Raw genomic sequence first — 24747 nt, 5'->3', positions numbered from 1 at the left:
AAGGATCGGGATGCGGTGAGATTATGGCACGTCAAAAGTAAGAAAGGCGTGGGCTTTTTCAGCGCCACGCCCTTGTATTCCTTAACGCTAAATCGCTTTTACTGGCACGCCAGGCACTCTTCGTAATCCGTGCGCGGGGTTTCCATCTTCTCGACCACTTCCTTGTCTTCCGCGCCGGCGTGCGAAGCACGCTGGACCGACTTGGAGCGGAGATAGTAGAGCGACTTCAGGCCCTGCTCCCACGCGGTGAAATGCAGCATGTGCAGGTCCCACTTGTCGACATCACCCGGCAGGAAAATGTTCAGCGACTGCGACTGGCAGATTTCCGGCGTACGGTCTGCGGCCAGTTCAACGACCCAGCGCTGGTCGATTTCGAAAGCCGTCTTGAACAGGTCCTTCTCATCTTGCGTCAGGAAGTCGAGGTGCTGGACCGAGCCTTCATGCTGGACGATCGAGTCCCAGATTTCCGAGACGTCCTGGCCCTTTTGCTCCAGCAGGTCGACCAGATAAGGGTTCTTGACGGCGAAGGAACCCGACAGGGTCTTGTGCGTATAGATGTTGGCCGGGATCGGCTCGATACCGGCAGAGGTCCCGCCACAGATGATCGAGATCGAAGCCGTCGGCGCGATGGCCAGCTTGTGCGAGAAGCGTTCCATGACGCCGCGCTCTTCGGCGTCCTTGCAGGCGCCACGCTCGTGGGCCAGCATGACCGAGGCCTTGTCGGCTTCGCGGCGCAGGTGCTTGAACAGGCGCATGTTCCACGACTTGGCCATAGCCGATTCAAACGCCACGCCCTGGCTTTGCAGGAACGAGTGGAAGCCCATCAGGCCGAGGCCGACCGAGCGTTCGCACATCGCTGAATAAACAGCGGCATCCATCGCGTTCGGCGCGGTCTGGATGAAGTCTTCCAGAACATTGTCCAGGAAGCGCATGACGTCCTCGATGAACATCGGCTCATTGCGCCATTCCAGGAAGGTCTCGGCGTTGACCGACGACAGGCAGCAGACGGCGGTGCGGTCCTGGCCACGGTGATCCGGGCCGGTATGCAGCATGATTTCCGAGCACAGGTTCGACTGGCGGACCTTCAGGCCCAGTTCGCGCTGGTGCAACGGCATGGCGCGGTTCACAGTGTCGGAAAAGATCAGGTAGGGCTCGCCGGTCTGCAGGCGGATTTCCAGGATCTTCTGCCACAGCGAACGGGCGTCAATGTATTTGATGATTTCGTCGTTCTTGGGCGAGCGCAGGCCGAACGGCGCGCCGTCACGAACGGCTTCCATGAATTCGTCGGTGATGGCGATGCCGTGGTGCAGGTTCAGGGACTTGCGGTTGAAGTCACCCGACGGCTTGCGGATTTCGAGGAACTCTTCGATTTCCGGATGGAAGACATCGATATAAACCGCAGCCGAACCGCGGCGCAGCGAACCTTGGCTGATCGCCAGGGTCAGCGAGTCCATAACGCGGATAAAGGGGATGATGCCCGAAGTCTGGCCGGCGCCCTTTACCTTTTCGCCGATCGAACGGACGCTGCCCCAGTAGGTGCCGATGCCGCCGCCGTTCGAGGCCAGGGCGACGTTTTCATTCCAGGTGCCGACAATGCCTTCCAGGTTGTCGGGCACAGCGTTCAGGAAGCACGAGATCGGCAGGCCGCGTGCCGCGCCTCCGTTCGACAGGACCGGCGTCGCCGGCATGAACCACAGGCGGGAAATGTAGTCGTAGACGCGCTGGGCGTGGTCGGCGTCGTCAGCATAAGTCGTGGCAACGCGGGCAAACATGTCCTGATAGGATTCGCCGGGCAGCAGGTAGCGGTCGTCCAGGGTCGTCTTGCCGAAGTCCGTCAGCAGCGCGTCACGCGAGGGATCGGTAGCAACCTTGCGCACCAGCTTGAATTCCGGTCTTGCCTTAGGTCGAACCACAGTCCCCGCCTTGTAGGCCGTCGTTTCACGCTTAGCTGCATCGCTCACTGACATAATCTTACCTGCCTGTTAATAACTACATGTAGTGTCTCAACAACCCCACATGTCGATATATGGGGGCAAATCAGCCTGCTTCGTCAATGGCTTGAAACGAAGTTTTTAGTTAATGGAAGCTTAAATTTTCGCTTTTTCCAAACGTCTCAAGGGCTTGGACGCGATGCACAAAATTTCGCCTGAATCACGATTCCTGTGAAAGAATCATGACACCGTTTGGGCAGGACCTTCGGACAGGTAGCGGTCAAGCCTGTTGTGACGGTCAACCAGCACGACACTGGGGATAATCGGTGTATCGGTGAGCTCAAACCCCATGATGATGATCTGCTCGGATTCGCTGATCAGGTGCGCGGCCGCGCCATTCATCGCGATGACGCCCGAATCGCGCTCACCCTTGATGACATAGGTCTCCAGCCGGTGGCCCGAGGTGTTGGACACGACCAGCACGCGCTCGCCCTCCCACAGGCCAACGGCGTCCATCAGTGCCTCGTCGATCGTGATCGAGCCGATATAGGCCAGATTGGCTTCGGTGACGTAGGCGTTGTGAATTTTGGAACGCAGACAATGACGCATGACTTTTCTCGCCGAAAACTGGATGCGTTGCCTTACGGTGCCTCTTCGACCTCGTCCACCAGGAAAATCTCACCGTCGTAGTCGATGATGTACAGGTTCGACATATCATCTTCTCCGAAGCTGCTCATCGCACCAATCGCGCCGGCGCCCGGCACGAAAGCCGAGGTCCGGTCGGTGAACTGTGCGCCAGTCAGTGTCGTTCCCTGTGCAATCGATGACGCCGCAAGGGACCACAGGCGGCGATTGATGTAGTCACCAAAGACATACTGGCCGCGCAGGGCGACCACCGGACCGCGATAGACGTAGCCGCCGATCACGGTGCGTCCCTGCAAAGGCCCCGCCCCTTGCGCATAGGCGATCACAGGTTCCGTCAGGCCCACCGTCGATCCGGCGCTGTAGGGCAAGGTGCCTTCACGGATATTCCAGCCATAGTTCAGGCCCGGATCGGATGGACGCGCCAGGTTGACCTCTTCCATCGCGCCCTGACCGACATCCCCGATATAGAAGTTGCCAGTCGTCTTGTCGAAGCTGTTGCGGAACGGATTGCGCACGCCCCAGTGCCAGACCTCCGGTACGCCGCCGCTGCCCGACGCAAACGGATTGCCGGCGGGAATGGCGTAGTCACGGTTGGCGTCCGCCGGATAGGCATCCGTGCGCGGATCGATACGCAGAATCTTGCCCAGCAACGAGTTGGTATTCTGCGCATCGCCTTCGGGGTCGCCGGCGCCGCCGCCATCACCCACCGCCAGGACGAGATTGCCGGCGGCATCAAAGCCGATCCAGCCGCCATTGTGGTTGTTGGCTGTCGCATGCGGAACGGACAGGATAATGTCGCCGGTGCCCGTGGTCGCGCCACCAGTGACGGTGAATTTGCGGATCTGCACCGCGCCATCCTTTGCCGTGACACAGACATACAGGATGCCGCTGGTGGCGAAGTCGGGCGCCAGGACTGCGCCCAGAAGCCCGCGTTCGCCGTCGGTCGAGATGTCGCTGCGGATATCGAGGAAGGCGCCCGCTTCGGTTACGCCGGTCACCGGGTCATGGACCTTGATCAGGCCGCCCTTCTCGACGACCAGAATGCGGTCCGAGCCATCACCACGGCCGAACACGAACACCGGGGCTGAGAAAGCCTGGCCTATGCGCCGCGTCGAAACGCGTCCGGCCCGGTTTTCAACCGTGATGATGATGGCGCGCGATGCGGTGTGGGTGCCGTCCGACGCGGTCACCGTCAGGTCATAGACATTGTCGCGATTGGCGTCCGCCGGCCATTCGAAGTTCGGGCCCCTTGCAAAGCTGACGGCGCCGGTCGTCGCATTGATGGTGAAATCGGCCGCGTCACCGCCGGCACCCAGTCCGTAGGTCAAGGTACTGCTATCGGCATCGGTCGCCGCCACCGTATAGACTGTACCTGTCGCGTTTTCGGCTGCCGTAGCACTGGCCGCGGAACTGATGACTGGCGTTGCGGAGCCACCACCACTTCCCCCACCGCCGGAACCGCCACTGCCCGATCCGCCGCCGCCACAAGCGGTGAGGACGACGCATAATGTTGTCAGAGAGATACGCGAACGGGACTTCATGGCGGGCTCCATGGCGACGTTAACCCGTCATCTATAGTCCCTGGCCGGTGGGTTGCGAAGCCGCGTGGCGATCACAAGCGCGTAAGGTAAACTTCGACCGTACGTATAGCTTATCACGCTTTAGTCGTGCCAGAGATCGGTAATATCGCCCTTGCGGTTCAGCATATGAACGGCGCGCTTGATCACCGTGAGCACAGCTTCGACGCGCCCATCCTGTTCGTAGGTCAGGGCGGCGCGATGCATGCCGTCGAGTGCGAAGCGGGCCAGGTCGCGGCTGGCCTGGAAACGGGCGTCGCTGCCGGCCATGATAAAGCCCGGCGTGGCATTGCCCATGGCGCCGCGGTCGAAAGCTTCCTGCGCAGGACGGATCGACCTGGCGACGTCCGCGTCCTGGCGTGCGGCGCGTTCCAGCGCCAGGAACGCAGCGAACGGCACCGAGCTGAGCAGGCGCCAGTAGGCGTCGATTGCCCCGTCAAGCGCATCCTGGCCGGGCTTCAGCTTCTTGGCTTCGGCTTCGAAGGCGGCTTCCCGCGCGGCCTGGATGTGCCACGCCGCGGCTTCGACAAGGTCCTCGCGCGTGGGGAAGTGGTAAAGCATGGCCCCGCGCGTTAACCCGCAGGCTTCGGCGATGGCGGCATTACCGGCGCGGTCATAACCCAGTTCGGCGAACAGGCGCATGGAGGTTTCGAGGATCTGGATCCGCGTGCGGCGTGACTTCGGGGTATCCTTGGAGGGACTGCTATCACGCACTTGCGCAGGCTTTTGTCGATCGCTCATACAGATTTTCCTTAGCCCGCTCATTTCCCGTGGCAAGGAAGCGCGACCCCTTCCTTTAAAATAAAGGCATTTGGAGGCTAAGGCAAGCATAACAGCTGTGATAATTATATAATTTCGACGCAACTGTCATTTTGTGCAGTGCAAAAATTGCTGCCAGGAGGCGACCGTTTGCACGGCGTCCAGTCCCTTTGCGGAAAGGGTTAGGGTGACCTGGACGCATCACGCATACGCGGACTTGCCAAGCCGGAAGGAAATAGGGCATTTAGAGCATGCTCCGAAAAAGTGGAAACCGGTTTTTCGGACCAAGCATGCGAACACTAAGAAGTCTGGATCGTGCTGCGTTTCCTTCAAAACGCAGCACGATCCAGACCGGCGGAACTAACCTTATCCAAGGCATACACTTTGCGTATCTTGCTGGCCACCGATGCGTGGGAACCCCAGGTCAATGGCGTTGTAACGACGCTTAAACGCACGATCGAAGAGTGCGAGAAGCTGGGCCACGCGTTCAAGATCGTCGACTATAACCAGTTCAAGACGATTTCCTGGCCGGACTATCCGGAGGTCAAGCTGGCGCTGGGCTGTTACGAAGAGGTGCGTGAGATCATCCAGGACTACGAGCCGGATGCCATCCATATCGCCACCGAAGGGCCGGTCGGCTTTGCGGCGCGCCGGGTCTGCCAGGAATGGAAACTGCCCTTCACGACCAGCTATCATACCAAGTTCCCGGAATATGTCTCGGCCCGCCTGCCCATCCCCCTGAGCGTCGGCTATTCGATCATGCGCTGGTTTCACCGGCCGTCGGGGCGGGTAATGGTGGCGACACCGACGCTTCAGAACGATCTGGAATCACGCGGTTTCCGCAATATCTCACCGTGGACGCGCGGCGTCGACACCGTCATGTTCCGGCCGGGACTGGAGCCGATCAATGGCGACCTGCCGCGCCCGATCATGACCTATGTCGGCCGGGTCGCGGTCGAAAAGAATATCGAGGCCTTCCTGTCGCTCGACGTACCCGGCACCAAGGTTATTGTCGGCGGCGGCCCGCAACTGGAGGAACTCCGGGTCAAGTATCCGGACGTGGTATTTGCGGGTCCGCGTTTCGGCGAGGAACTGGCGCGATACTACTGCGATTCCGACGTCTTCGTGTTTCCGTCGCTGACCGACACCTTCGGGCTGGTGATCATCGAGGCCATGGCGGCGGGCACGCCTGTGGCCGCCTTTCCCGCGCACGGTCCGATCGACCTGATTCCGGGGTCTAATGCCGGCGCGATTAATGACGACCTGAAAATCGCCATCGAGGAAGCGCTGAAGCTCGACCGTGCGGCGGTGCGTGCCTATGCCGAGAAGTTTTCCTGGCGGGCGTGCGCGGAGGAGTTCATCCGCAATCTGCAGCCCTATCCGGAGCCGGCGAAGACAAAACTGTGGAACCGGTTGCGGCACCTGACGCGGCGGAAGCCGAAGCGGGCGTAGCTTCGGTTTCTGGGTTTGGGGTCTATAAGCTTTATGCCGGAACCGCGAACTGGCCGTTTTTGCGGAAGCGCCACAGATAGGTCGGCACGATCGATTCGACCGCGGTCGGCGCGATATCCAGATCACGGAAACCCTTGGCGCCCTTGGCGACCGTATTATCGGTTTGCAGCATAAGCACCTGGTCCGAGGTCAGGAACGGCGTCAGCGGCGTAATCGCCCCCAGGATATCGCCACCGACACCGATCAGGCTGGCGGCGAAGCCCGGCAGATAAACCAGCGGGCGCGGGCTCATCACTTCATTGCCGACATAGCGCAGCAGGTCCTTGAAGGCGAAGACTTCAGGGCCGCCCAGCTCGTAGGTCTGGCCATAGGCGTTTTCGTTGCCGAGCGTGCGCGCCACGGCTGCCGCGACATCGGCGACGTAGACCGGCTGAAATTTCGTATGAGCGCCATCGATCGCCGGCAGGACCGGGAACAGCTTGACCTGCGTCGCCAGCATGGTGAAGAAGCTGTCGCCATTGCCGAAGATCACCGACGGGCGCAGGACGACGGCCGTCGGGACATGACGGCGCACGACCTCTTCGCCCCGGCCCTTCGAGGCATAATAGCTCGACGCCGCGTCAGGCTTGGCGCCAAGCGCCGACATCTGCACCAGGTTGCGAATGCCGCGCGTCGCACAGGCCGCAGCGATACAGCTCGCGGCGGCGCGGTGAATGGCGTCAAAGCTCTGGCCGCCCTTCTGATACATGACACCGACCAGGTTGACGCAGGCATCGGCGCCTTCCAGCGCCTTGGCGATCTCGGATTCCTTGCGGATATCGCAACGCGTGACCTGAATCTGGCCAACATCGCCGGCGGGCTTGAGGTCATAGGCTTCGACGGCACGGCGGACGGCGACGCGAACGCGCCAGCCCTGTTTGGCGAGTGCTCGCACGACCTGTTTGCCGACAAAGCCCGAACCACCGAAAACCGTGACCAACTGTACCATGACCGCTTTCCTGAAAAACCTGCGTCACACGCTTTGAAACGCGTTACGCCTCGATAACCCAAGGTGTCTGGCTTCGCAACAGGATGTGTCGAAAACCCGCCGCCGATTGTCTGTTACAGGTCTTTTGTACGCGACCTATTTCCAGATAAAGCGCACGCCGTCCTTACCGTCGGACTGCGGTCCCGGGCTGTCGGCCATAACCACGCCCGTCGCGGGGTCGATGCGCAGGAAGCGGTTCGTCGCTAGCGACATTAGCACCAGCTCGCCATAGGGCGTTTCGATCCACTGGAAGCTCTGGGCCGTACCGGGCTTGCCGGCGGACAGGCCGACACCGGCATCCGCAGCGACCGTGACGTACTTGCCGCCGGTTTTCAGCGCAACGCGGCCGAGTCCCATGTCTTCGATCGCATAGGTTCCAGGCGTACCCTTGGTCGCTGCCGCCGACAGGCCGGTCTTGGCGCCATAGGAGGTCAGGGTGATCGTCTTGCCGAGCGGAATCGGCCGCATCAGTCCGTTCGGATGTGCTTCATGGACCGTAATGGCGTCGAAATCGGCATGGCCGCCCGTTGCGCCCGAAGCGTTATAGGCAAACAGGCTGTAGCGCACGCCCTGGAAGGTCTTGAGCTGGAAGGCCATCGTGAATTCCGGCCCCATCGGGGTAAAGATCTTCCCATTATTGGACCACGACAGCTGCGCCTTTTCTTTCAGGAAATCGGCGTCGGCGCGCAGCCACACGCGCGTACCTTTCAACGGCGCGCGTAGCGTCTTGCCGCTCGTCTGATCGAACTGCGTGACCGAAAGCCCCTTCGCCGTTTTCTCGACGCCAATCCAGGTATAGGGCCGGTTCAGCAGCGCCAAACCCGCCACATCGCCGTCCTTCAGACCCGATACATCTAGCACCACGGTCGGCTGCGACTGCGGGCCGATGGCGCGCTGGGTCAGCGTGTTACGCGCCTGCCAGAAATTATCCGACGGCAGGGTATTCAGCCGCAGATAGCCCGGCCGCGCCGTCAGCGACCATTGTTCATTAACCGGCACGTGGTTCCATTGCCAGACCGCCTTCAGGCTGCTGCCTGAAAAGTCATCACTGCGTTCATAGGGAGCGTGCGGCGCCTGCGGTGTTTTCGACGCGGGCTTGACCCAGGTGCGCGGCGTCCGGCCCAGATTGCCCGGCAGGCCGAAATAAGGCCAGCCGTCCTTCCAGGTGATCGGTGACAGGCTGGTCAGACGCCCGACGGAGTTATAGTCCATCATCGAAAAGCCCCACCACTCGCCGTTTTGGCCCTGGACGAGACCGCCCTGGTGCAGGGACATGCGGCCGTCGGGAGCGGGATTGGGCGGGTTGATCTTAAATGGCCCTGTATCGCTTCGGCCCCAGATGTCGGCCAGGCGATTGCCTTGCATCAAACCGAAATCCTCATCGATGCTGATCGCCTTGTTGACCTCGTAAGGACCGTTGATGCTGTCGGCGCGGGCCGCTGGCATGCGCATCCGGCCTTCGTACCAGGCCGAGGTGATGAAGTACTTGCCATTGAACTTGTAGAAATGCAGGCCCTCGCCCATGCCGGCGCTGGCGGGGATAATCTCGCGCTCGGTACCGGGCACGGCGTCCAGCAGGTCGTCGGTCAACTGCACCATCTTGATGCCCTGATAGCCCCAGATGGCATAGGCCTTGCCGTCATCCTCGAACAGCACGGAGAGATCGTGGAAAGACTGCTTCATCTCCTGCCGCGTCCATGGCCCCTTGGGATCCGTGGCGGTAAACAGCTGCGTCTTCTGGCCGTTGACATTGCTGAAGATATAGAAGGTGCCGTTGTGATAGCGGAGGCATGGCGCCCAGATGCCCTGGCCGTAGATCGACTTGCCATCCTCCAGCCGGAACTGCGGTCCCAGATCCAGCTTGTCGAGCGCGTAGGACATGAAGGTCCAGTTGACCAAGTCTTTTGAATGCAAGAGCGGCACGCCCGGCATGGCGTGCATGGTCGTGCCGGCCATGTAGTAGTCATCGCCGACACGGATTATGTCGGGATCGGAAAATTCGTCGTAGAACAAGGGATTGGTGAAGGTGCCATTGCCATTATCGGCAGTCCACGTCTTTGGCCATGTCTTGCCCGGTTCAGCCGCCACGGCCGCTCCCGCCAGCATCAGCCCCGCCATCACAGCCGTCAATACCGTACGCATGTCTCGTTCTCCCTGTTTTTCCGGGAGACTAGGCCAGATAGCTGCGCGCCTCAACCCTTATGTCTGACAATTGAAAATCAACGATAGTTACAGGCGCAAATTGGCTCTTTACATGGAAGATAATAGTCCTATATGTGGCCTTCTTCCGGCGGACCCCTAGAGTTCCAAAAGTTCGCCTCATGTTCACCCAAAAAGTGGTGTCCACTTTTTGGCATGAGGCTTATGCAACGCTGCTAACGCCGGTCTGGGTTTAACACTATCAATCGGGGTACCGAAGTGGATCAATACACTTCCGCCCTGGACCTGGTCCGCAAGCAGCCACCGGAACGTCCCGTCGCCCTCGTGCGTCGTGCGCCCGTAACTGTTGCGGCGCAATGGTTCCAGGCCAATTTCAAAGGCGATTTGTTCTACGCAGTCAAGGCGAACCCTTCGCCGTGGGTGCTTGAAACGCTTTGGGCCGCTGGCGTGCGCTCGTTCGACGTCGCATCGCTCAACGAAGTCCAACTGGTCCGTTCGACCCTGCCTTCGGCACGACTGGCCTTTATGCACCCGGTCAAGAGCCGTGTCGCCATCGCCCAGGCCTATTTCGATTATGGCGTCCGCACCTTCAGCCTCGATACACACGAAGAGCTGGCCAAGATTCTGCAAGCCACCGGCAATGCCAAGGACCTGAACCTGATCGTGCGCCTGGCGACTTCGGGCGAAGGCTCCAACCTGCCCCTGACCAACAAGTTCGGCGCCCAGAGCCACGAAGCCCCGTCGCTGCTGATGGCGACGCGTCAGGCTACATCGGGCCTGATGGGCGTGTCCTTCCACGTCGGTTCGCAGTGCATGCGCCCGACCGCCTATGCTGCCGCCATGGCCGCAGCTTCGCGTTCGCTCGTCCGCGCCGGCGTCTTTGCCGACGTCGTCGATGTCGGCGGCGGCTTCCCGTCAGTCTATCCGGGCATGGTCCCGCCGGCCCTGTCCGAATATATGGACGTCATCAACCGCGCCTTTGACGAAATGAAGGTGCATGAGGAAACCCAGCTTTGGGCCGAGCCCGGCCGCGCACTTGTGGCGGAATCGACCTCGGTCCTGACCAAGGTCGAGCTGCGCAAGGGTGACGCCCTGTACCTCAATGACGGCTCCTACGGTAACCTGTTCGACGCGACCCACGCCAAGTGGCCCTTCCCCGTGCGCCTGCACCGCCAGGACGACGCTGAGTCGGACACGTTGAAGCCCTTCCGCTTCTATGGTCCGACCTGCGACTCGATCGACTCGATGCCCGGCCCGTTCTGGCTGCCGGCCGACGTTGAAGAAGGCGATTACGTCGAAATCGGCATGCTGGGCGCCTATGGCGTCACCATGGGCACGCGTTTCAACGGCTATGGCGAGACGGAAACCGTCTTCCTGGACGATGCGCCGATGGCGTCGCTGTTCGGCCTGGGTCCGCGCTCGATCAACAATCCGCGCGGCCTTATGGAAGCCGACGACAACAAGGTCGTGCGCCTGAACCGTCCCAAGGGCGGCAAGCGCGGTAAGAAGCGGGTCAAGGCGAAAGCCTGACCCCCTTTACAAAACCTTTGTTTGCCAAGGCGGCCCCTATCCGCTATAGGAGCCGCGATTTCCGGCGGCTAAGCCTCGGGACACACCAATACCCTCCCCATCGCACCGTCTGGGGGGTCAAGGGGAAATGACGGGCGTCCACCTTTTCCTCTTCTCAAAGGATCAAGAGATGAACGCTGAAACCAAGCCGCAATCCAACATGAAGGCCAGCCTGCTCGCCGAAACCGTCGAGCACGTTGACATCACCTCCTACGACGCCCGTCCGATCATCGATTCGATGCGCAAGATGTCGTTCTCGTCGCGCGACACCGCCCGCGCCGCCGACATCTTCAACATGGCGCTGGAAGACACAACCTGCTCGCCATGGCTCATCCTGGCCGGTTCGACCTCGGCTGGCGGCTGCATGCACGTCTATCGTGACATGGTGAAGTTCGGCATGATCGACGCCGTCGTCGCTACCGGCGCTTCGATCGTCGACATGGACTTCTTCGAAGCGCTCGGCTTCAAGCACTACCAGGCTGCCGGCCCCGTCGATGACAACGTCCTGCGCGACAACTATATCGACCGCATCTACGACACCTATATCGACGAAGAAGAGCTGCAGGCGTGCGACCACACGATCCTCGAGATCTGCAACCGTCTTGAGCCGCGCGGCTATTCCTCGCGCGAATTCATCTGGGAAATGGGCAAGTGGCTGTCGGAAGGCAATGCCAAGAAGCCTGGCTCGCTGATCCAGACCGCCTTTGAGGAAGGCGTGCCGATCTTCTGCCCGGCCTTTGTCGACTCGTCGGCCGGTTTCGGCCTGGTCAAGCACCAGAAGGAACGCATCAAGGAAGGCAAGCCCTACCTGATGATCGACGCCGTGGCGGACTTCCGTGAACTGACGGATATCAAGATCGCTGCCGGCACCACCGGACTGTTCATGGTCGGCGGCGGTGTGCCCAAGAACTTCGCCCAGGACACGGTCGTTTGCGCCGAAATCCTTGGTGTCGAAGCCGACATGCACAAGTACGCCGTACAGATCACCGTCGCAGATGTGCGCGATGGTGCGTGTTCGTCATCAACGCTCAAGGAAGCGGCGTCGTGGGGCAAGGTTTCGACCACCTACGAGCAGATGGTTTTCGCTGAAGCGACAACTGTTGTGCCGCTGATCGGCTCCGATGCCTACCACCGCGGCGCGTGGAAAAACCGCACCAAGCCCAACTGGGCTAAGCTGTTCAAGTAAGTGTGATCAATTTTTTTGCACTGCACACTTGCCTTACGAACAGAAAGGTTTACTTAGAGGGTCAAGGCGGTGACTCGTATTAACGAGTCGTTTTCTACTTCGACGTAGACTGGGCCTACAAGTTCGTCACCGGGATCATCCCCCCCCTCGAAACCGGTGGCATGCGACGGAGACCATTGCCCCCCAATGGTCTCCGTTTTGCGTTCTGGCTATGGTCAGAGACCATTGTGCCCGGCTCTCCCGTCCGTTTTGCGTTTGAGCTGGCATCGCCATGCCTTGGGCGGGTTAAGTCGCGGGGTCGCAGACCCCGCACCCCATATGTTTGTCCGGGTACGAATAATCCTGATAGCCAATAAAAAGGGGCCTCCGAAGCGGGCCCTTTTCTATTGGCTAATAAGACTGTTCACACTCAGTCAAGTACCGGGGTGTGGGGCCTGAGGCCCCACGTCTTACCTTCCCGAAATCACTACGCGACCACCATTCGTCCTGCCGAACGTGTCCGTCCGGTAGAAGTCTTTCGCTTCCGCGCCCGGCAGGTAATAGTCCCCCGGCGTCACGGCGCGCGCGATATAGGCTACGTTGAAACTGTGGTCTGACGACACATCCAGCGCCGCGACATAACGGTCATCGCGGGCTTCCTGGGCCTTGGCTCCGGACAGCTGGCCGACAAAGCTGAACGGTCCGTTGGCGGTGTCTTCGCTGGTCAGGGTCGAGTCGATCTCAAAGCCGGCCGGCAGCGGATCGTCGATCACGATCGGCCGCGTTTCCGCTTTGTCACTACCGCCCGAAATCACCACAATGACGCGGTCGCCCTGACGCAGCTGCGACGGGTCGATACGCTGCCCCCCCAACGTGAAGAAAGTCTTCGACAGGCTGAGGCCACTGGATACCGCGCCCGGAGGCGCCACTGGCGTACCTATGACCGTCACCGTCCGCCAGATCGGACCCGAGCCAGTGTTCTTGAATTGCGCACCGGCGAACCTGGTCACGCCGAAGCGCTGGACGTTCGCACTGCCCGGCAGGGTCGACACGCCATTGGCGTCGATCCGGGTCTTGCCAGCCGATTTCAGCATGTAGGACGCCGCCTTGAGGATGTAAGCCTGCTCGATCGTGTTGAGTTGGGCCGGGCTCTTCATAGAGGTTTCGAGACGCGGGATCAGCGTGGCGCCAATGTCGCCATTACCCGATTCATAGGCGAGCGCGATGATACCGGCCAGGTCACGCAGCGGCGACTGATACCAGTCGTAGTGATCCGTATAGCCGATCTTTTCGATCGCCTGGCGGAAGGCCTGACGGGACCGGGCGCGATCGCCCATCATGCCGAGGGCGGCCGCCACCTGGGCACGCGCCAGCGGCGACTGTTCCTCATTGAACTGGACGTCACGGTACCAGCGCAGGCGGGCCAGGTCGCCCGACTTGCCCTTGGCCATGACGTACAGCGCATAGGCCGACGCCCGGCTGCGCATCTGCTTGGTCAGTTGCTCACCCGATATGCCGCTATAGTACCAGTAGTCCGGCACGCTCAGGCGGTAATTGACCGAGGTGTAGCCCTGCGGCTTCGACAGGTCGCGCATGGCGTTCATGGCCTTGTCGATCGCCTCCTGCGGCACATAGGCGCCGCGCGCGCGGGCCTCCAGCAGAAAATCGGTGGCATAGGCGCCGATAAAGCCGTCGGCATCGCCGTCACCGACGCGCCACAGGCCAAACGCGCCGTCCTGAGCCTGACGGTCCAGCAGCTTCTGCACGGCGATCTTGAGCGCTCCTGCGGACGGCCGCGCGCGGGCCTTGCCGACCATCGATTCGTCGGCATAGAGCCACGGCATCGCCGCCGACGTCACCTGCTCGGTGCAGCCGTAAGGATATTTGTTGAGCGCGGCCGCGATCGGACCCGGATCGACATTGCGGAAGGGCGAATAGCTGACCTCGACCGTCGCCGAGCCAGGCTGCAGGCCGGCCAGCAGCGATGTGTTCGGTGTGTAGACGGCATTGACCGCTTGCTGTTCGACCGACACCCGCGTCTGCGGACCCCAGCCGTTGCGGGTCTGGATCTGGAACGAATCCTGGAAGTCGTAGCCCTGGCCATTGAGCGCGATATTAACCGTCGAAATGCCGGTCGTGTTCGGCGCGTTCATCGCCACGGCTTCGATGACCTTCTGGCCCTTGCCGAGGTTGAAGGCCTTTTCGAATGCCAGCGCTAGCCCTTGCAGGCCCTTGATGATGGCCTTGTAGATGCCGGGCTTGCCATCGACATTGTTCAGTTCCAGGGTCGCAAACGCCTTGTCGCCCGGATTGAGGAAGCGCGGCAGGGCCAGGTCCATGACGACGGGTTCGCGCACCACCAGCTTCTGCTGGCTGGAGCCGACAGCCTCATCCGTCCAGGCCACCGCCATGACGCGCAGCTCGCCGTTGAACTTCGAGATCGGCAGGCGCACCACGGCCCGGCCGTCGAGGCCGGTGTCGATGACACCCGACCACAGGGCGACGGTCCGGATCGGCGTCGTCGTCAGGCCTTCGCCACCGATCGAGTCAGCGCCGAAAGTGTCGGCGGCCGCGGCCAGATTCGGATCGAGCAGGCGGCCATAGTCGTCATTATAGTCCACGCCCAGGGCACGCTTGCCGAAGTACCAGCCGACCGGGTCCGGCGTCTTGAACTTGGTCAGGTTGAGGATGCCCTGATCTACGACGGCCAGAGACACCTTGGCGCTGTCGCCCAGCTTGGCGCCCTTGATATGCACCGGCACTTCGATGAATGGCTTGCCATCCTTGCCGACCTGCGGCTTGAACGGCGTATCGCCGCCCGGCAGCTGGATCTCGAGCTTGCGCGACTTGGCGTCGAGCGGCACGTAAATCAGACCGACAGCGCGGCGCGGCTTCGACGACTCGACTGGATCGCGCGGCTGGATGACCGACACCAGCACATAGGCGCCCCCACCCCAAGCCGCCGACGTCTTCAGGCGGACGCTGGTGCCGTTTTCGCCGATGCTGACCGTCTTCATCTCGATGATGCGGTCGGTGGCGACGGCGATCTGCGCCTCGCCCTTATAGGGCGCCTTCAGCGTCAGTTCGACCGTGTCGCCCTGATTGAACTTGCGGCCGCCGGTTGACAGACGCACCATATCCGGTGCGTCAGACCCTTTTTGCGACGTGCCCCAGCCCGAAGCGAAGCGCACCGAACTGCGCGCCTTGCCCGGCACCTCGACCTCAAGACGGTAATCACCCCAGTCCAGCCCGCGTTGCAGGGTAAAGCCGGTATTGGCATTGAGATCGACGGTCTTGGTCAGGACGACGGCATCGCGGTGCGTCGAGCGCCACTGCCAGCGGCCATTGGCGATATACCAGTCATAATCCCAGTGCTCGGCGATCAGCTTGACCACCGCGCCCTTGACGGCCGTCTTCTGGCCCTGCGGCGTCACGCCGATGACATTGAGCGCGACCTGTGGCGTATCGCGCCACGACCGGGCCTCCTTCTGGTCGACCTTGACACCGAGATAGAGCGGCGCCGGCTTGATCTTCAGCGTCTGGCCTTCCTTGACCGGACGGCCACCAGGTTCGAAGACCGAAGCGGTCAACTGGACGATCAGGGGCTGCGAGGTTTCGCCGGCCAGGGCGGCGTTGAACGGGAACAGGGCATTGCCCTGGCCGTCCGTCGTCGCCGACGGCAGATCGACGTACTTTTCTTCGTAGGGCTTGGCGGAATCGCCGAAGGTAAAGTCCTTGAAGGCCGGGAAGGGCTCGGCGTCCTGGCTGATACGGGCCTCGCCGGTCACCTGCAGGTCCGAACCGACTGCACCATAGAGGTAACGCGCATTGACGCGCACCGGACGCTGTTCGGTCAGCGACAGCAGCGGTCTTTGGCTGTCGGCCGTGACATCAACACCAAGACGCTGAGGTGCGAAGTCCTCGACGGCGAAGCTGGCTGAACCGGCAGCGCCTTCCAGGCCGTCCATCTCCAGTCGGGCCTGCCACTGGCCGCGCGGTGCGGTCTTCGGCAGCACGATGCTGGCGCCGGCAAAGCCGTCCTGCGTCTTGTCGAAGCGGAAGCGGAAGGCCTCGACGCCCGACGGCCGTGTGACGATCAGGGCGCCCTTTCGGTCCTTGACGGCCTTGCCTTCATTGTCGCGCATCAGGGCGACCAGGCGCACGGTTTCGCCGGGACGATAGATGCCACGATCGGTGTACATGAAGCCATCGACGCCCTGGGCATTGGCCCGGCCATCGGTCACTTCGGCCTCGTCCTGACGGCCACCGACGCCATGTTGCGTCAGGTCCATCGGCGTGCGCTGGACATCGACCGCCGTGTAATCGTCGTTCGGTCCATAGGCCATGATCATCTTGGCCGTCAGGGCGTCAGTGCCCTTCAGCAGCGCGCCGCCGAAGCTGGCGCGGCCGTCAACGCCGGAGCGCGTTTCGGCCAGGATGTCGCCGTTCGACGCCACCAGGTCGACCTTGACGCCGCTGATAGCTTTGGCGGATTTCAGCGACCGCACCACGACATCCAGCCCGTTCGGGCTCTTGTAGGTCGTCATCGCCATGTCGGTATAGAGAATCCAGCGCCGCGCCTGGGCTGGCTGGTCGTCGACCTTCTTGTCGCGGCCGCCCGAGCCATCGCGCACCTTGACGACGTAAGCACCGGGCTTCATCGTTTTCAGCACGGCGCCCAGCGGGAAGACGGTTGTGACGCGTTCGCCATTGCCCGTCTTGACCGCCATCTTGCCGGTCCAGATCTTGACGCCGATATCGTCGGCGGAGTCCTCGCCCCATGAATAGTCGTAATCGCCTTCAGGCGTCGGATCAGGCGCGGACACGCTCTTGCGCACCAGATTGCGGTCGGAGACATGCCAGACTTCGACACTCAACGCCGACACATTGACGGTTTCGATCGCGACGCCGTCGGCTTCCTCGCGTGGCAGGATGACGCCATTGCCCTTGAAGCCGACATAGGGTGGCTTTTCGCCGAAATCGAAATCGAAGTCCTCATTGGCCTTCAGCTTTTCCGAACCCTTGCCTGGCAGGCCTTTAAGCAGCGTAATGCGGCGATCGACAAAGCCTATGCCCGCGACACACAGGGTGTCGTCCTTGACCGAAACGGCCGGCGCCGACGGCAGAGCCGGGCTGACAACGACATAATCGCCATACGACTTGGACGGATCGAGCGCCTGGGTGAACTGGACGCAGGCTTTCGGCGTCGGGCCCGACGTATCGATCGACTGTTGCCAGGTGCTGAATTCATAGTCACGACGGCCGGCGCGGCGGGCATTCTTGTCACGCACCTTGCCGAACAAACCTGTCGCCGGCTTGCCTGGGGCCTCGGCGACGGCGGCAGACTCGGTCTTGCCCGATATGCCATCGGTGGCTTTCGCCGCGAGAAAACCGACACAGAAGCCCGAAATCAGCACCGCCGCCGCGCTCGCGATGAGCGTTCTGTTTTGCCAGTCGATCATGGAAAATGTCCCTGCCTGTAGGGCACGGGTCAAGCCGCCCCTCAACGCCTTAACTTCTTTGAGAGAAGCGCGGAATGGATTGAGAATCAATCTTTGTTTTACGTTTGTGGCAAATAAGATAGAAGGGTCGCATTAAATAGGCGGGGATGGGTCTCATCCCCTATAATTTAAAGCCATTTTCTCCGCCGGAGCTGGGAAGCCTCTTGAGCAAGTTCGCACGCGTCATGGTGCTCGTGGTCGACGATAATCACTATATGCGGGTGATCGTCTGTACCATGCTGCGTTCCATGGGTATTACCCTGATCCGCGAAGCTTCGGATGGCATCGAGGCGCTCGAAATCGTGCGCGACTGGCGCCCGGATGTCATCATCCTCGACCTGATGATGGAACAGCTCGACGGCCTCGAATTCACCAAACTGCTGCGCAAGGGTTCGGACAGCCCGCACCCTTACGTGCCCATCATCATGATGACCGGTCACACCGACCGCCGCCACGTGCTTGAGGCACGCGACGCCGGGGTCAATGAGATCATCGCCAAGCCGCTCACCGCCAAGGCTTTGATCGACCGCATGCGCAGCGTCATCAATAACGAGCGTGGCTGGGTGAAATCGAGCACCTATATCGGTCCCGATAGGCGCCGCAGGAACAACCCCGAATACCGCGGGCCGTTCCGCCGCGCTTCGGACAAGGCGGATTAGGAACAGGTGGCGCGACGCTGGGTCACATGACGCAGTGCGCGAAACGTATTCCATTCTAAACCTTTTGCCGTTAGAACAACGGCCATGTCCGATACCGCAACCTCCCCCTTCGGTTTCCGGGACCTCGACCCGCGCGAAAAGGTGTCGCGCGTCGCCGAGGTCTTCGCGCGCGTTGCCCCCAAATACGACCTGATGAATGACGTCATGTCGCTGGGCGTCCACCACGTCTGGAAGGACGCCGCCTGCGCGCGGCTCAATCCACAGCCGGGCGAAGTGATCCTCGACGTTGCCGGCGGCACGGGTGACATCGCTCGTCGCCTGGCGAAGATGGCGCGCGCCGCCAAGGCCCGCCGTCAAGGCCGCGGCTATGATGCCAAGGACGTCGAAATCCGCGTCATCGACTATAACGAACAAATGATCCTGGCCGGCCGCGAAAAGGGCACGGAGCCGGAATTGAGCTGGTCGGTCGGCGACGCTATGAACCTCGCCATCGACGATGGCTCTGTTGACGCCTATATCATCAGCTTCGGCATCCGCAATGTCGCCGACGTCCAGGTGGCGCTCAACGAAGCCCGCCGCGTCCTCAAGCCGGGCGGCCGCTTCTTCTGCCTCGAATTCTCGCACCCGACCACGACGCCCATCGCCAAGATCTACGAGACCTACAGCTTCAAGGTCATCCCGTGGATGGGCGAGCTGGTCGCCGGCGACCGCGACAGCTATCAGTACCTGGTCGAAAGCATCCAGCGCTTCCCCAATCAGGAGACGCTGAAGGACATGATGACCACGGCCGGCTTCCGCAACGCCCGTTACACCAACTTCTCCGGGGGCATCTGCGCCCTGCATGAGGGCTGGGCGTAAAGCGCTCGCAAGATCGGATGGCCAGTTTCGCTTCATGGATGCGCATGTTCCGCACGGGCCTTGTCCTGCTGCGCCATGACGCCCTTGTGCCCAAGGAACTGTCACCGCTCCTGCCACCATTTCCGCGCTTCTTCGCCGGGCTCCTACGTGCATTGTTCAGCCGCCGCAGCAGTCTAAGGCCGGGCGAGCGTTATGCCCTGGCGCTTCAGGAACTGGGACCGGCCTTTATCAAGCTCGGCCAGGTGTTGTCGACGCGTGGTGACATCTTCGGCAAGACCTTTATCGAGGACCTGAGCCACCTCAAGGACCGCCTGCCGGCCTTCTCGCACAAGGTTGCGGTAGAGTCGGTCGAAGAGGCGCTAGGCAAGCCCTTGGGCGAGATCTTCAGCGAGTTTGGCGAAGTGCTGGGCGCTGCGTCGATCGCCCAGGCTCATCGCGCCGTCCTGCGCGACGGCCGCAAGGTCGCGGTCAAGATCCTGCGCCCCGGCATCGAAGAGGTCATCGCGGCCGACATCGCCATGCTGACCTTGTCGGCCAGCCTGATCCACCGCTTCGTCAGCATGACGCGGCGGCTGGAGCCCGAGGCCTTTGTCGCGACGGTGGCGCAGTCGCTGATGCTCGAACTCGACCTGCGCCTCGAAGCCTCGGCGTGTGACGAGATCGGCAAGATCATCAACGCCACGCCCTATATGCGCGCCCCCAAGGTCGTCTGGCATCAGGTGTCGCGCCGGGTGATCGTGCTCGAATGGGCAGACGGCACGCCCCTGTCCAAGCCGGAAGCCCTGGCCTTGCCGGGGCTGGACCACAAGGAAACGGCCGATAACCTGATCCGCGCCTTCCTGTCGCAGGCGCTCGACCACGGGGTCTTCCACGCCGACCTGCACGAAGGCAACCTGTTCGTTGCGGCGCCCGCGCGTTTGATCGCCATCGACTTCGGCATTATCGGCCGCCTGCGTCCGCAGGAGCGGCGCTACCTCGCCGAAATGCTGTGGGGCTTCCTGCAGCGCGATTACAAACGCGTCGCCGAGGTCCATTTCGAAGCCGGCTATGTGCCGCGCACGCACAATGTCGATAGCTTCGCCCAGGCCTTGCGCGCCGTCGGTGAGCCGGTCCTTGGGCAAAAGGCAACCGAGGTGTCGATGGGCCGGCTTCTGACCCAGCTTTTCGAAATTACCGCTCAGTTCGATATGCACCTGCGGCCAGAACTGGTGCTGCTGCAAAAGACCATGGTCAGCGTCGAGGGCGTGGCGCGCCGCATCTATCCCGAACACAATCTGTGGGAAGCTGCCCGTCCTGTGGTCCGTGCCTGGATTTCGCGCGAACTGTCGCCGATCACCGAGGCCAGGCGCCTGCTGGAAAAACTGATTCGCAAGCTGGATGAGCCCGCGACCGAGACGGTGATTACGACCGGTAATGACAATATGCGCGCAGAGCTGCGCCACAGCCGCACCATCGGCTATATTGCGCTGGCGACGTCGATCCTGTCGCTGGCGATGATGATCTGGCTGGCGGTCCGGTAGTCAATCGTCGCGGGTCGTCCGGCGCTCGGACTCGATGATCTTCTGCCGGTTCCAATAGGCCACGCCGTCATCCGGCCGGAACATGGTGCGCGGCGCGCCCTTTTTCGTCATGACCGCAAAAACATTACCCTTCGGATCGTAGAACAGCGTGTCGCCATTGTTGCGCTTGAGTGTTTGCGTGCCCGGCGGCGGCGCATGGATAAAGCCATGGACCATGGCCATGTGGTCTTCGAACGATTTCGAGCCGAATTCCGCCCCGTGGCGTTCGAAGTGATAGCGGGCGTTTTCTTCGGTCGAATATTTGCGGTTTGACGACCATAGCGGCCAGTCACCGTAATGCGTCGCCGTGACGACCGCATGGTCGGCTGCGATCGGCAGGGACTTGCCGAAATTGGGCGCGCCGGCATTTTGGTGTGTAGACTCAGGTTCCGTCGACTGTTCCGGCGCCGATACGGACTGAGGGGCTTCGACCTCAACGGGTGCTGCCGCGACAGGCGATGAGGCCGCCTTGCCTTCGCCGTCCTTGAGCACGGCTGACGGTCCGGCATCGCAGGCCGCCAGGCCCAACAGTGCGGCGATCAATAAGAACCTTTTGTAACCGCCTGTCATCCTTGCCCCCTACGCCTTATCTATGGCACACACCGCCCTAAGCGGAAAGGCCAAGAGAAAGACATGGTATGACCGAGCCCAAGCGCATTCTCCTGATCATCGGCGGCGGCATCGCGGCCTACAAATCGCTGGAGCTGATCCGCCTGATCAAAAAGGCCGGCCTGAATGTCCGCGTCGTCCTGACCAAGGCGGCAGAAGCCTTTGTCACGCCGCTGACTGCCGCGGCCCTGTCCGGCGATACCGTCTATTCCGACCTGTTCGATCTGACCGTCGAGGCCGAGATGGGCCACATCATGCTGTCGCGCCAGGCCGACCTGGTCGTGGTTGCGCCCGCCACCGCCGACCTGATGGCCAAGGCCGCGCACGGTCAGGCAAATGACCTCGCCACGACCCTTCTTCTGGCGACCGACAAGCCTGTGCTGATGGCACCGGCGATGAATGTCCGCATGTGGCACCACGCCGCGACCCAGCGCAACCTGGCCCAGCTGACCGCCGACGGCGTATTGTTTGTCGGCCCAGATGAGGGCGACATGGCTTGCGGTGAATTCGGTCTCGGGCGGATGAGCGAGCCGGAATCCATTTTCGCAGCCATTCAGGAACATCTGGCCGCCAATCAGCGCCTCAAGGGCAAGAAGATTGTGCTCACCGCCGGGCCGACATTCGAGCCGCTCGATCCCGTGCGTGGCCTGACCAACCGCTCGTCGGGCAAGCAGGGCTATGCCATTGCTGACCGGCTGGCGCGCGAAGGCGCCGACGTGACTTTGGTGTCGGGACCGGTTGCCCTGCCTGTGCCGCCGGGCGTCAAGCGCATCGATGTCGAGACCGCCCAGCAGATGTTCGATGCCGTCCATGCTGCCCTGCCATGCGATGTCTTTGTGGCTGTGGCGGCCGTCGCCGACTGGCGGCCCAAGGAGGCGGCTGCCGAAAAGCAGAAGAAGACGGCTGAACCCGAGCTGTCGGTCACCTTCGTTAAGAACCCTGACATTCTCGAATCCGTATCCAAACACCTTGAGATGCGCCCGCGTCTGGTTATCGGTTTCGCGGCCGAGACCAACACGCTTGAAGATTACGCCAAGGCCAAGCTGGCGTCGAAGGGTTGCGACGCCATTATCGCCAACGATGTATCCGAAGGCGTGTTCGGCTCAGCGCGCAATTCGGTGACCTTGGTCGATCTCGATGGCTTTACGCCCGTATCCGGCGAGACCAAGGCGGATGTCGCGAGCTTCCTGGCCGACTATATCCACAGGCGCCTCAGTTAGCTGTTAACTTTTCCAATGGGCGCTGTAGCGGCGCGCCATTTCATGGAATGATATCGCCAAACTACGCCCTCCCTGCTTGCGGGGAGGGGGGACCATTTGCGAAGCAAATGGTGGGCGGGGTGACCGCCGGGCGTTTCAAACTCCAACATTCGGAGTTGTGGCTGATCGTGTTGGCCCCGCCCACCGCCTGACGGCGGTCCCCCCTCCCATGAATGGGGAGGGCGAATCCCGAACAGCCGAATAGCCGCGAGCTTTGCCAATGAACGCCCATGTCATCCCGACCGCCGAACCCGAAGTCACCGCCCACGTCGTGCAATTGCCGCACGCAGCCGGTCTGGCCCTGCCTGCCTATGAGACCGAGGGTTCTGCCGGTCTGGACCTGCGCGCGGCGATCCCCGAGGGTGAAACCCTGACGCTGAAGCCGCTGGGCCGCGCGCTCGTGCCAACCGGCCTGAAGATCGCCGTGCCGCAAGGCTATGAAGTCCAGGTTCGCCCACGCTCGGGCCTGGCGTTGAAATTCGGCATCACCTGCCTCAATTCGCCGGGCACGATCGACTCCGACTATCGCGGTGAGGTTGGCGTCATCCTGATCAATCTGGGTTCGGAAGACTTCGTCATCAATCGCGGTGACCGGATTGCTCAGATGGTCGTCGCGCGTCATGCTCGTATTGCCTGGAAGGCAGAGGAGTTGCTCGATGAAACCGGGCGCGGCGACGGCGGATTCGGCTCAACGGGCCGCTGATCCTTTTTCGTTTTAAATTCCTTAGGCCGCTTCCGTTTGTCAGAGCCGAAGCGGTTTATTTATACCAACTCGCTCGCCTAATGAGCGAATAGAGCTCGCGCGCCACACGCATCTGTGATCACATAACCACATTATTTCAATTTACGGCAACACCGAAGCGCCCCAGTCTTTCAATCTGACCTATCCATATCGATTTCTTATCGTGAAATTCCCCTGATGGCCGAACCCGGCCCCCAAGATGAACATGGAATGAACATCAGCCTAAAGGGGAATTCAGGTAACCGGACGTAAATGGAGATGTCGGGTTTGCTTACCGTCGCCTGCACCAAAGATATCAATAAGCAGCGGCGCTTTTGAAAGATTTTTATTATGGGCGAGTTTGTACAATTTCTCTGGGCTATCGTGGATTCCACCGCTGCGGCGTTGATCGGCCTCAACCTTGTGCCCGCGCTGCTATTGAGTCTGTTTATCGGCTTTGCCCTGCCGCGAGGATTGAGCTGGCTGAAGGCGCTATTCGCCGTTATCCCCGCCATGCTGATTGTTGCCGTGTGGCCTACCATCTACGGCGCCGAGCCGATCTGGCCCGACCTCATGCAGATGGAAACCGAGATCCAGATCGTTGTCCTGTTCGCCGTCGCTTGGGCCCTCATCTGGCTGTGCGAAAAGATCAAGGCGCTGTTCATGCCGGTGAACCTGAGCCGTCCGCTCATTCCCGTTATCATCGCTTCGAAATCCTGAACCTTTTCAATGCGGCTATCGCGCCTGGCGCGTGGTCTGACCCGCCACGCGCCATAACTGCGTTCGGCGAACATAGACAACCGCATTGAATCATTATTTATGGTGAATAGGAATTAATCTGTGGAGCGAGCCAGGCGGTTCGATCCGATCCGCGAATTGACATGAACCTTGAGAGGGTAGCTCATGAACGATATCTGGAATTTCATCCTGTCGCTTGGCGACGGCCTTCAAGACGCACTGGCGGCAGTAAATCTCTTACTGGTCCTGATCATCGGCCTGATCATCGGGCTGTTTCAGCAGAAGAACGACAGTCTGGCACTGAAAGCATTGCTGACCGTCTTGGGCGCCTATGCCGTAAGCATCTTCCTGCCGCGCCTGACCGGTGACCCGTTGCACATTCCCGACTTCCGCCATCTGTCGGCCATCGTTCAGGTCATCATGATGTACGTGTTTGCCTACGGCGTCGTCGGTGTCGTTGGCACGACGAAGACCGCCATGAAATTCCAGGCCAAGAAAGCCTAGAGTCTAAATATCTGTATTTAAAAAGCCGCTTGCATTGCAGGCGGCTTTTCTGTG

Annotated in this window: 18 protein-coding genes; 10 read left to right on the top strand and 8 right to left on the bottom strand. The window is 61.2% G+C overall.

The window, feature by feature from the left end:
* Positions 1 to 98: 98 nt before the first annotated feature.
* From AC1DON_RS05385 to AC1DON_RS05370, 4 genes are all read right to left on the bottom strand, one after another.
* Positions 99 to 1967: a ribonucleoside-diphosphate reductase subunit alpha gene (locus AC1DON_RS05385; RefSeq protein ID WP_476933725.1), complete on the bottom strand. Its 1869-nt coding sequence runs from the start codon at positions 1965 to 1967 to the stop codon at positions 99 to 101.
* 204 nt (positions 1968 to 2171) lie between these two features.
* Positions 2172 to 2540 carry an aspartate 1-decarboxylase gene (gene panD / locus AC1DON_RS05380; RefSeq protein ID WP_476933724.1) on the bottom strand — a complete coding sequence of 123 codons (369 nt, stop codon included), beginning with the start codon at positions 2538 to 2540 and terminating at the stop codon, positions 2172 to 2174.
* A 32-nt stretch (positions 2541 to 2572) separates the two neighbouring features.
* Entirely contained in the window at positions 2573 to 4117 is a 1545-nt protein-coding gene (locus tag AC1DON_RS05375) for a PQQ-dependent sugar dehydrogenase (protein ID WP_476933723.1), read from the bottom strand.
* Positions 4118 to 4237: 120 nt separating this feature from the next.
* A complete protein-coding gene (locus AC1DON_RS05370; RefSeq protein WP_476933722.1) occupies positions 4238 to 4894 on the bottom strand; it encodes a TetR/AcrR family transcriptional regulator in 657 nt (218 codons plus the stop codon).
* 402 nt (positions 4895 to 5296) lie between these two features.
* Between AC1DON_RS05370 and AC1DON_RS05365 the strand changes: the two genes are divergently transcribed.
* Positions 5297 to 6364: a glycosyltransferase family 4 protein gene (locus AC1DON_RS05365; protein ID WP_476933721.1), complete on the top strand. Its 1068-nt coding sequence runs from the start codon at positions 5297 to 5299 to the stop codon at positions 6362 to 6364.
* A 31-nt stretch (positions 6365 to 6395) separates the two neighbouring features.
* On the opposite strand, the gene AC1DON_RS05360 is transcribed toward AC1DON_RS05365, so the two are convergent.
* Positions 6396 to 7352: a complex I NDUFA9 subunit family protein gene (locus AC1DON_RS05360; RefSeq protein WP_476933720.1), complete on the bottom strand. Its 957-nt coding sequence runs from the start codon at positions 7350 to 7352 to the stop codon at positions 6396 to 6398.
* Between the two features lie 135 nt (positions 7353 to 7487).
* Positions 7488 to 9533 (bottom strand): family 43 glycosylhydrolase, encoded by a 2046-nt coding sequence (locus AC1DON_RS05355; RefSeq protein ID WP_476933719.1) that lies wholly within the window; start codon positions 9531 to 9533, stop codon positions 7488 to 7490.
* A 276-nt stretch (positions 9534 to 9809) separates the two neighbouring features.
* On the opposite strand from AC1DON_RS05355, the gene AC1DON_RS05350 reads away from it, so the two are divergent.
* Positions 9810 to 11081, top strand: coding sequence for a type III PLP-dependent enzyme (locus tag AC1DON_RS05350; protein WP_476933718.1), 1272 nt, complete (start codon positions 9810 to 9812; stop codon positions 11079 to 11081).
* Between the two features lie 169 nt (positions 11082 to 11250).
* A complete protein-coding gene (locus tag AC1DON_RS05345) occupies positions 11251 to 12306 on the top strand; it encodes a 1,9-bis(guanidino)-5-aza-nonane synthase (RefSeq protein WP_476933717.1) in 1056 nt (351 codons plus the stop codon).
* 449 nt (positions 12307 to 12755) lie between these two features.
* On the opposite strand, the gene AC1DON_RS05340 is transcribed toward AC1DON_RS05345, so the two are convergent.
* Positions 12756 to 17747 carry an alpha-2-macroglobulin family protein gene (locus AC1DON_RS05340; RefSeq protein WP_476933716.1) on the bottom strand — a complete coding sequence of 1664 codons (4992 nt, stop codon included), beginning with the start codon at positions 17745 to 17747 and terminating at the stop codon, positions 12756 to 12758.
* Between the two features lie 203 nt (positions 17748 to 17950).
* On the opposite strand from AC1DON_RS05340, the gene AC1DON_RS05335 reads away from it, so the two are divergent.
* The 3 genes from AC1DON_RS05335 (at position 17951) to ubiB (ending at position 20823) form a co-directional block, all read left to right on the top strand.
* Positions 17951 to 18445, top strand: a complete 495-nt coding sequence (locus tag AC1DON_RS05335) for a response regulator (protein ID WP_476933715.1) — start codon at positions 17951 to 17953, stop codon at positions 18443 to 18445.
* 84 nt (positions 18446 to 18529) lie between these two features.
* Positions 18530 to 19303 carry a bifunctional demethylmenaquinone methyltransferase/2-methoxy-6-polyprenyl-1,4-benzoquinol methylase UbiE gene (gene ubiE, locus AC1DON_RS05330; protein WP_476933714.1) on the top strand — a complete coding sequence of 258 codons (774 nt, stop codon included), beginning with the start codon at positions 18530 to 18532 and terminating at the stop codon, positions 19301 to 19303.
* Between the two features lie 17 nt (positions 19304 to 19320).
* Entirely contained in the window at positions 19321 to 20823 is a 1503-nt protein-coding gene (gene ubiB, locus AC1DON_RS05325) for a 2-polyprenylphenol 6-hydroxylase (protein ID WP_476933713.1), read from the top strand.
* Here the strand turns inward: ubiB and AC1DON_RS05320 are convergent, their stop codons facing one another.
* Positions 20824 to 21405, bottom strand: coding sequence for a hypothetical protein (locus AC1DON_RS05320; protein WP_476933712.1), 582 nt, complete (start codon positions 21403 to 21405; stop codon positions 20824 to 20826).
* Between the two features lie 95 nt (positions 21406 to 21500).
* Between AC1DON_RS05320 and coaBC the strand changes: the two genes are divergently transcribed.
* From coaBC to AC1DON_RS05300, 4 genes are all read left to right on the top strand, one after another.
* Positions 21501 to 22691: a bifunctional phosphopantothenoylcysteine decarboxylase/phosphopantothenate--cysteine ligase CoaBC gene (coaBC, locus tag AC1DON_RS05315; protein ID WP_476933711.1), complete on the top strand. Its 1191-nt coding sequence runs from the start codon at positions 21501 to 21503 to the stop codon at positions 22689 to 22691.
* 259 nt (positions 22692 to 22950) lie between these two features.
* Positions 22951 to 23433, top strand: coding sequence for a dUTP diphosphatase (gene dut, locus AC1DON_RS05310; protein WP_476933710.1), 483 nt, complete (start codon positions 22951 to 22953; stop codon positions 23431 to 23433).
* A gap of 369 nt (positions 23434 to 23802) precedes the next feature.
* A complete protein-coding gene (locus AC1DON_RS05305; protein ID WP_476933709.1) occupies positions 23803 to 24171 on the top strand; it encodes a hypothetical protein in 369 nt (122 codons plus the stop codon).
* A gap of 183 nt (positions 24172 to 24354) precedes the next feature.
* Entirely contained in the window at positions 24355 to 24693 is a 339-nt protein-coding gene (locus tag AC1DON_RS05300; protein WP_476933708.1) for a hypothetical protein, read from the top strand.
* The last annotated feature ends 54 nt before the right edge of the window (positions 24694 to 24747 follow it).

The sequence above is a fragment of the Asticcacaulis sp. P4_H10 genome, assembly GCF_056400965.1.
The sequence above is the reverse complement of the archived record's forward strand: the minus strand, read 5'-3'. Positions and strand labels throughout refer to the sequence as shown.

Coding starts and splice junctions, on each gene's coding strand:
- coaBC (WP_476933711.1), top strand. CDS start 21,501: ATGACCGAGCCCAAGCGCATTCTCCTGATCATCGGCGGCGGCATCGCG.
- ubiE (WP_476933714.1), top strand. CDS start 18,530: ATGTCCGATACCGCAACCTCCCCCTTCGGTTTCCGGGACCTCGACCCG.
- AC1DON_RS05340 (WP_476933716.1), bottom strand. CDS start 17,747: ATGATCGACTGGCAAAACAGAACGCTCATCGCGAGCGCGGCGGCGGTG.
- AC1DON_RS05375 (WP_476933723.1), bottom strand. CDS start 4,117: ATGAAGTCCCGTTCGCGTATCTCTCTGACAACATTATGCGTCGTCCTC.
- panD (WP_476933724.1), bottom strand. CDS start 2,540: ATGCGTCATTGTCTGCGTTCCAAAATTCACAACGCCTACGTCACCGAA.
- dut (WP_476933710.1), top strand. CDS start 22,951: ATGAACGCCCATGTCATCCCGACCGCCGAACCCGAAGTCACCGCCCAC.
- AC1DON_RS05345 (WP_476933717.1), top strand. CDS start 11,251: ATGAACGCTGAAACCAAGCCGCAATCCAACATGAAGGCCAGCCTGCTC.
- AC1DON_RS05300 (WP_476933708.1), top strand. CDS start 24,355: ATGAACGATATCTGGAATTTCATCCTGTCGCTTGGCGACGGCCTTCAA.
- AC1DON_RS05370 (WP_476933722.1), bottom strand. CDS start 4,894: ATGAGCGATCGACAAAAGCCTGCGCAAGTGCGTGATAGCAGTCCCTCC.
- AC1DON_RS05385 (WP_476933725.1), bottom strand. CDS start 1,967: ATGTCAGTGAGCGATGCAGCTAAGCGTGAAACGACGGCCTACAAGGCG.
- ubiB (WP_476933713.1), top strand. CDS start 19,321: ATGGCCAGTTTCGCTTCATGGATGCGCATGTTCCGCACGGGCCTTGTC.
- AC1DON_RS05305 (WP_476933709.1), top strand. CDS start 23,803: ATGGGCGAGTTTGTACAATTTCTCTGGGCTATCGTGGATTCCACCGCT.
- AC1DON_RS05355 (WP_476933719.1), bottom strand. CDS start 9,533: ATGCGTACGGTATTGACGGCTGTGATGGCGGGGCTGATGCTGGCGGGA.
- AC1DON_RS05360 (WP_476933720.1), bottom strand. CDS start 7,352: ATGGTACAGTTGGTCACGGTTTTCGGTGGTTCGGGCTTTGTCGGCAAA.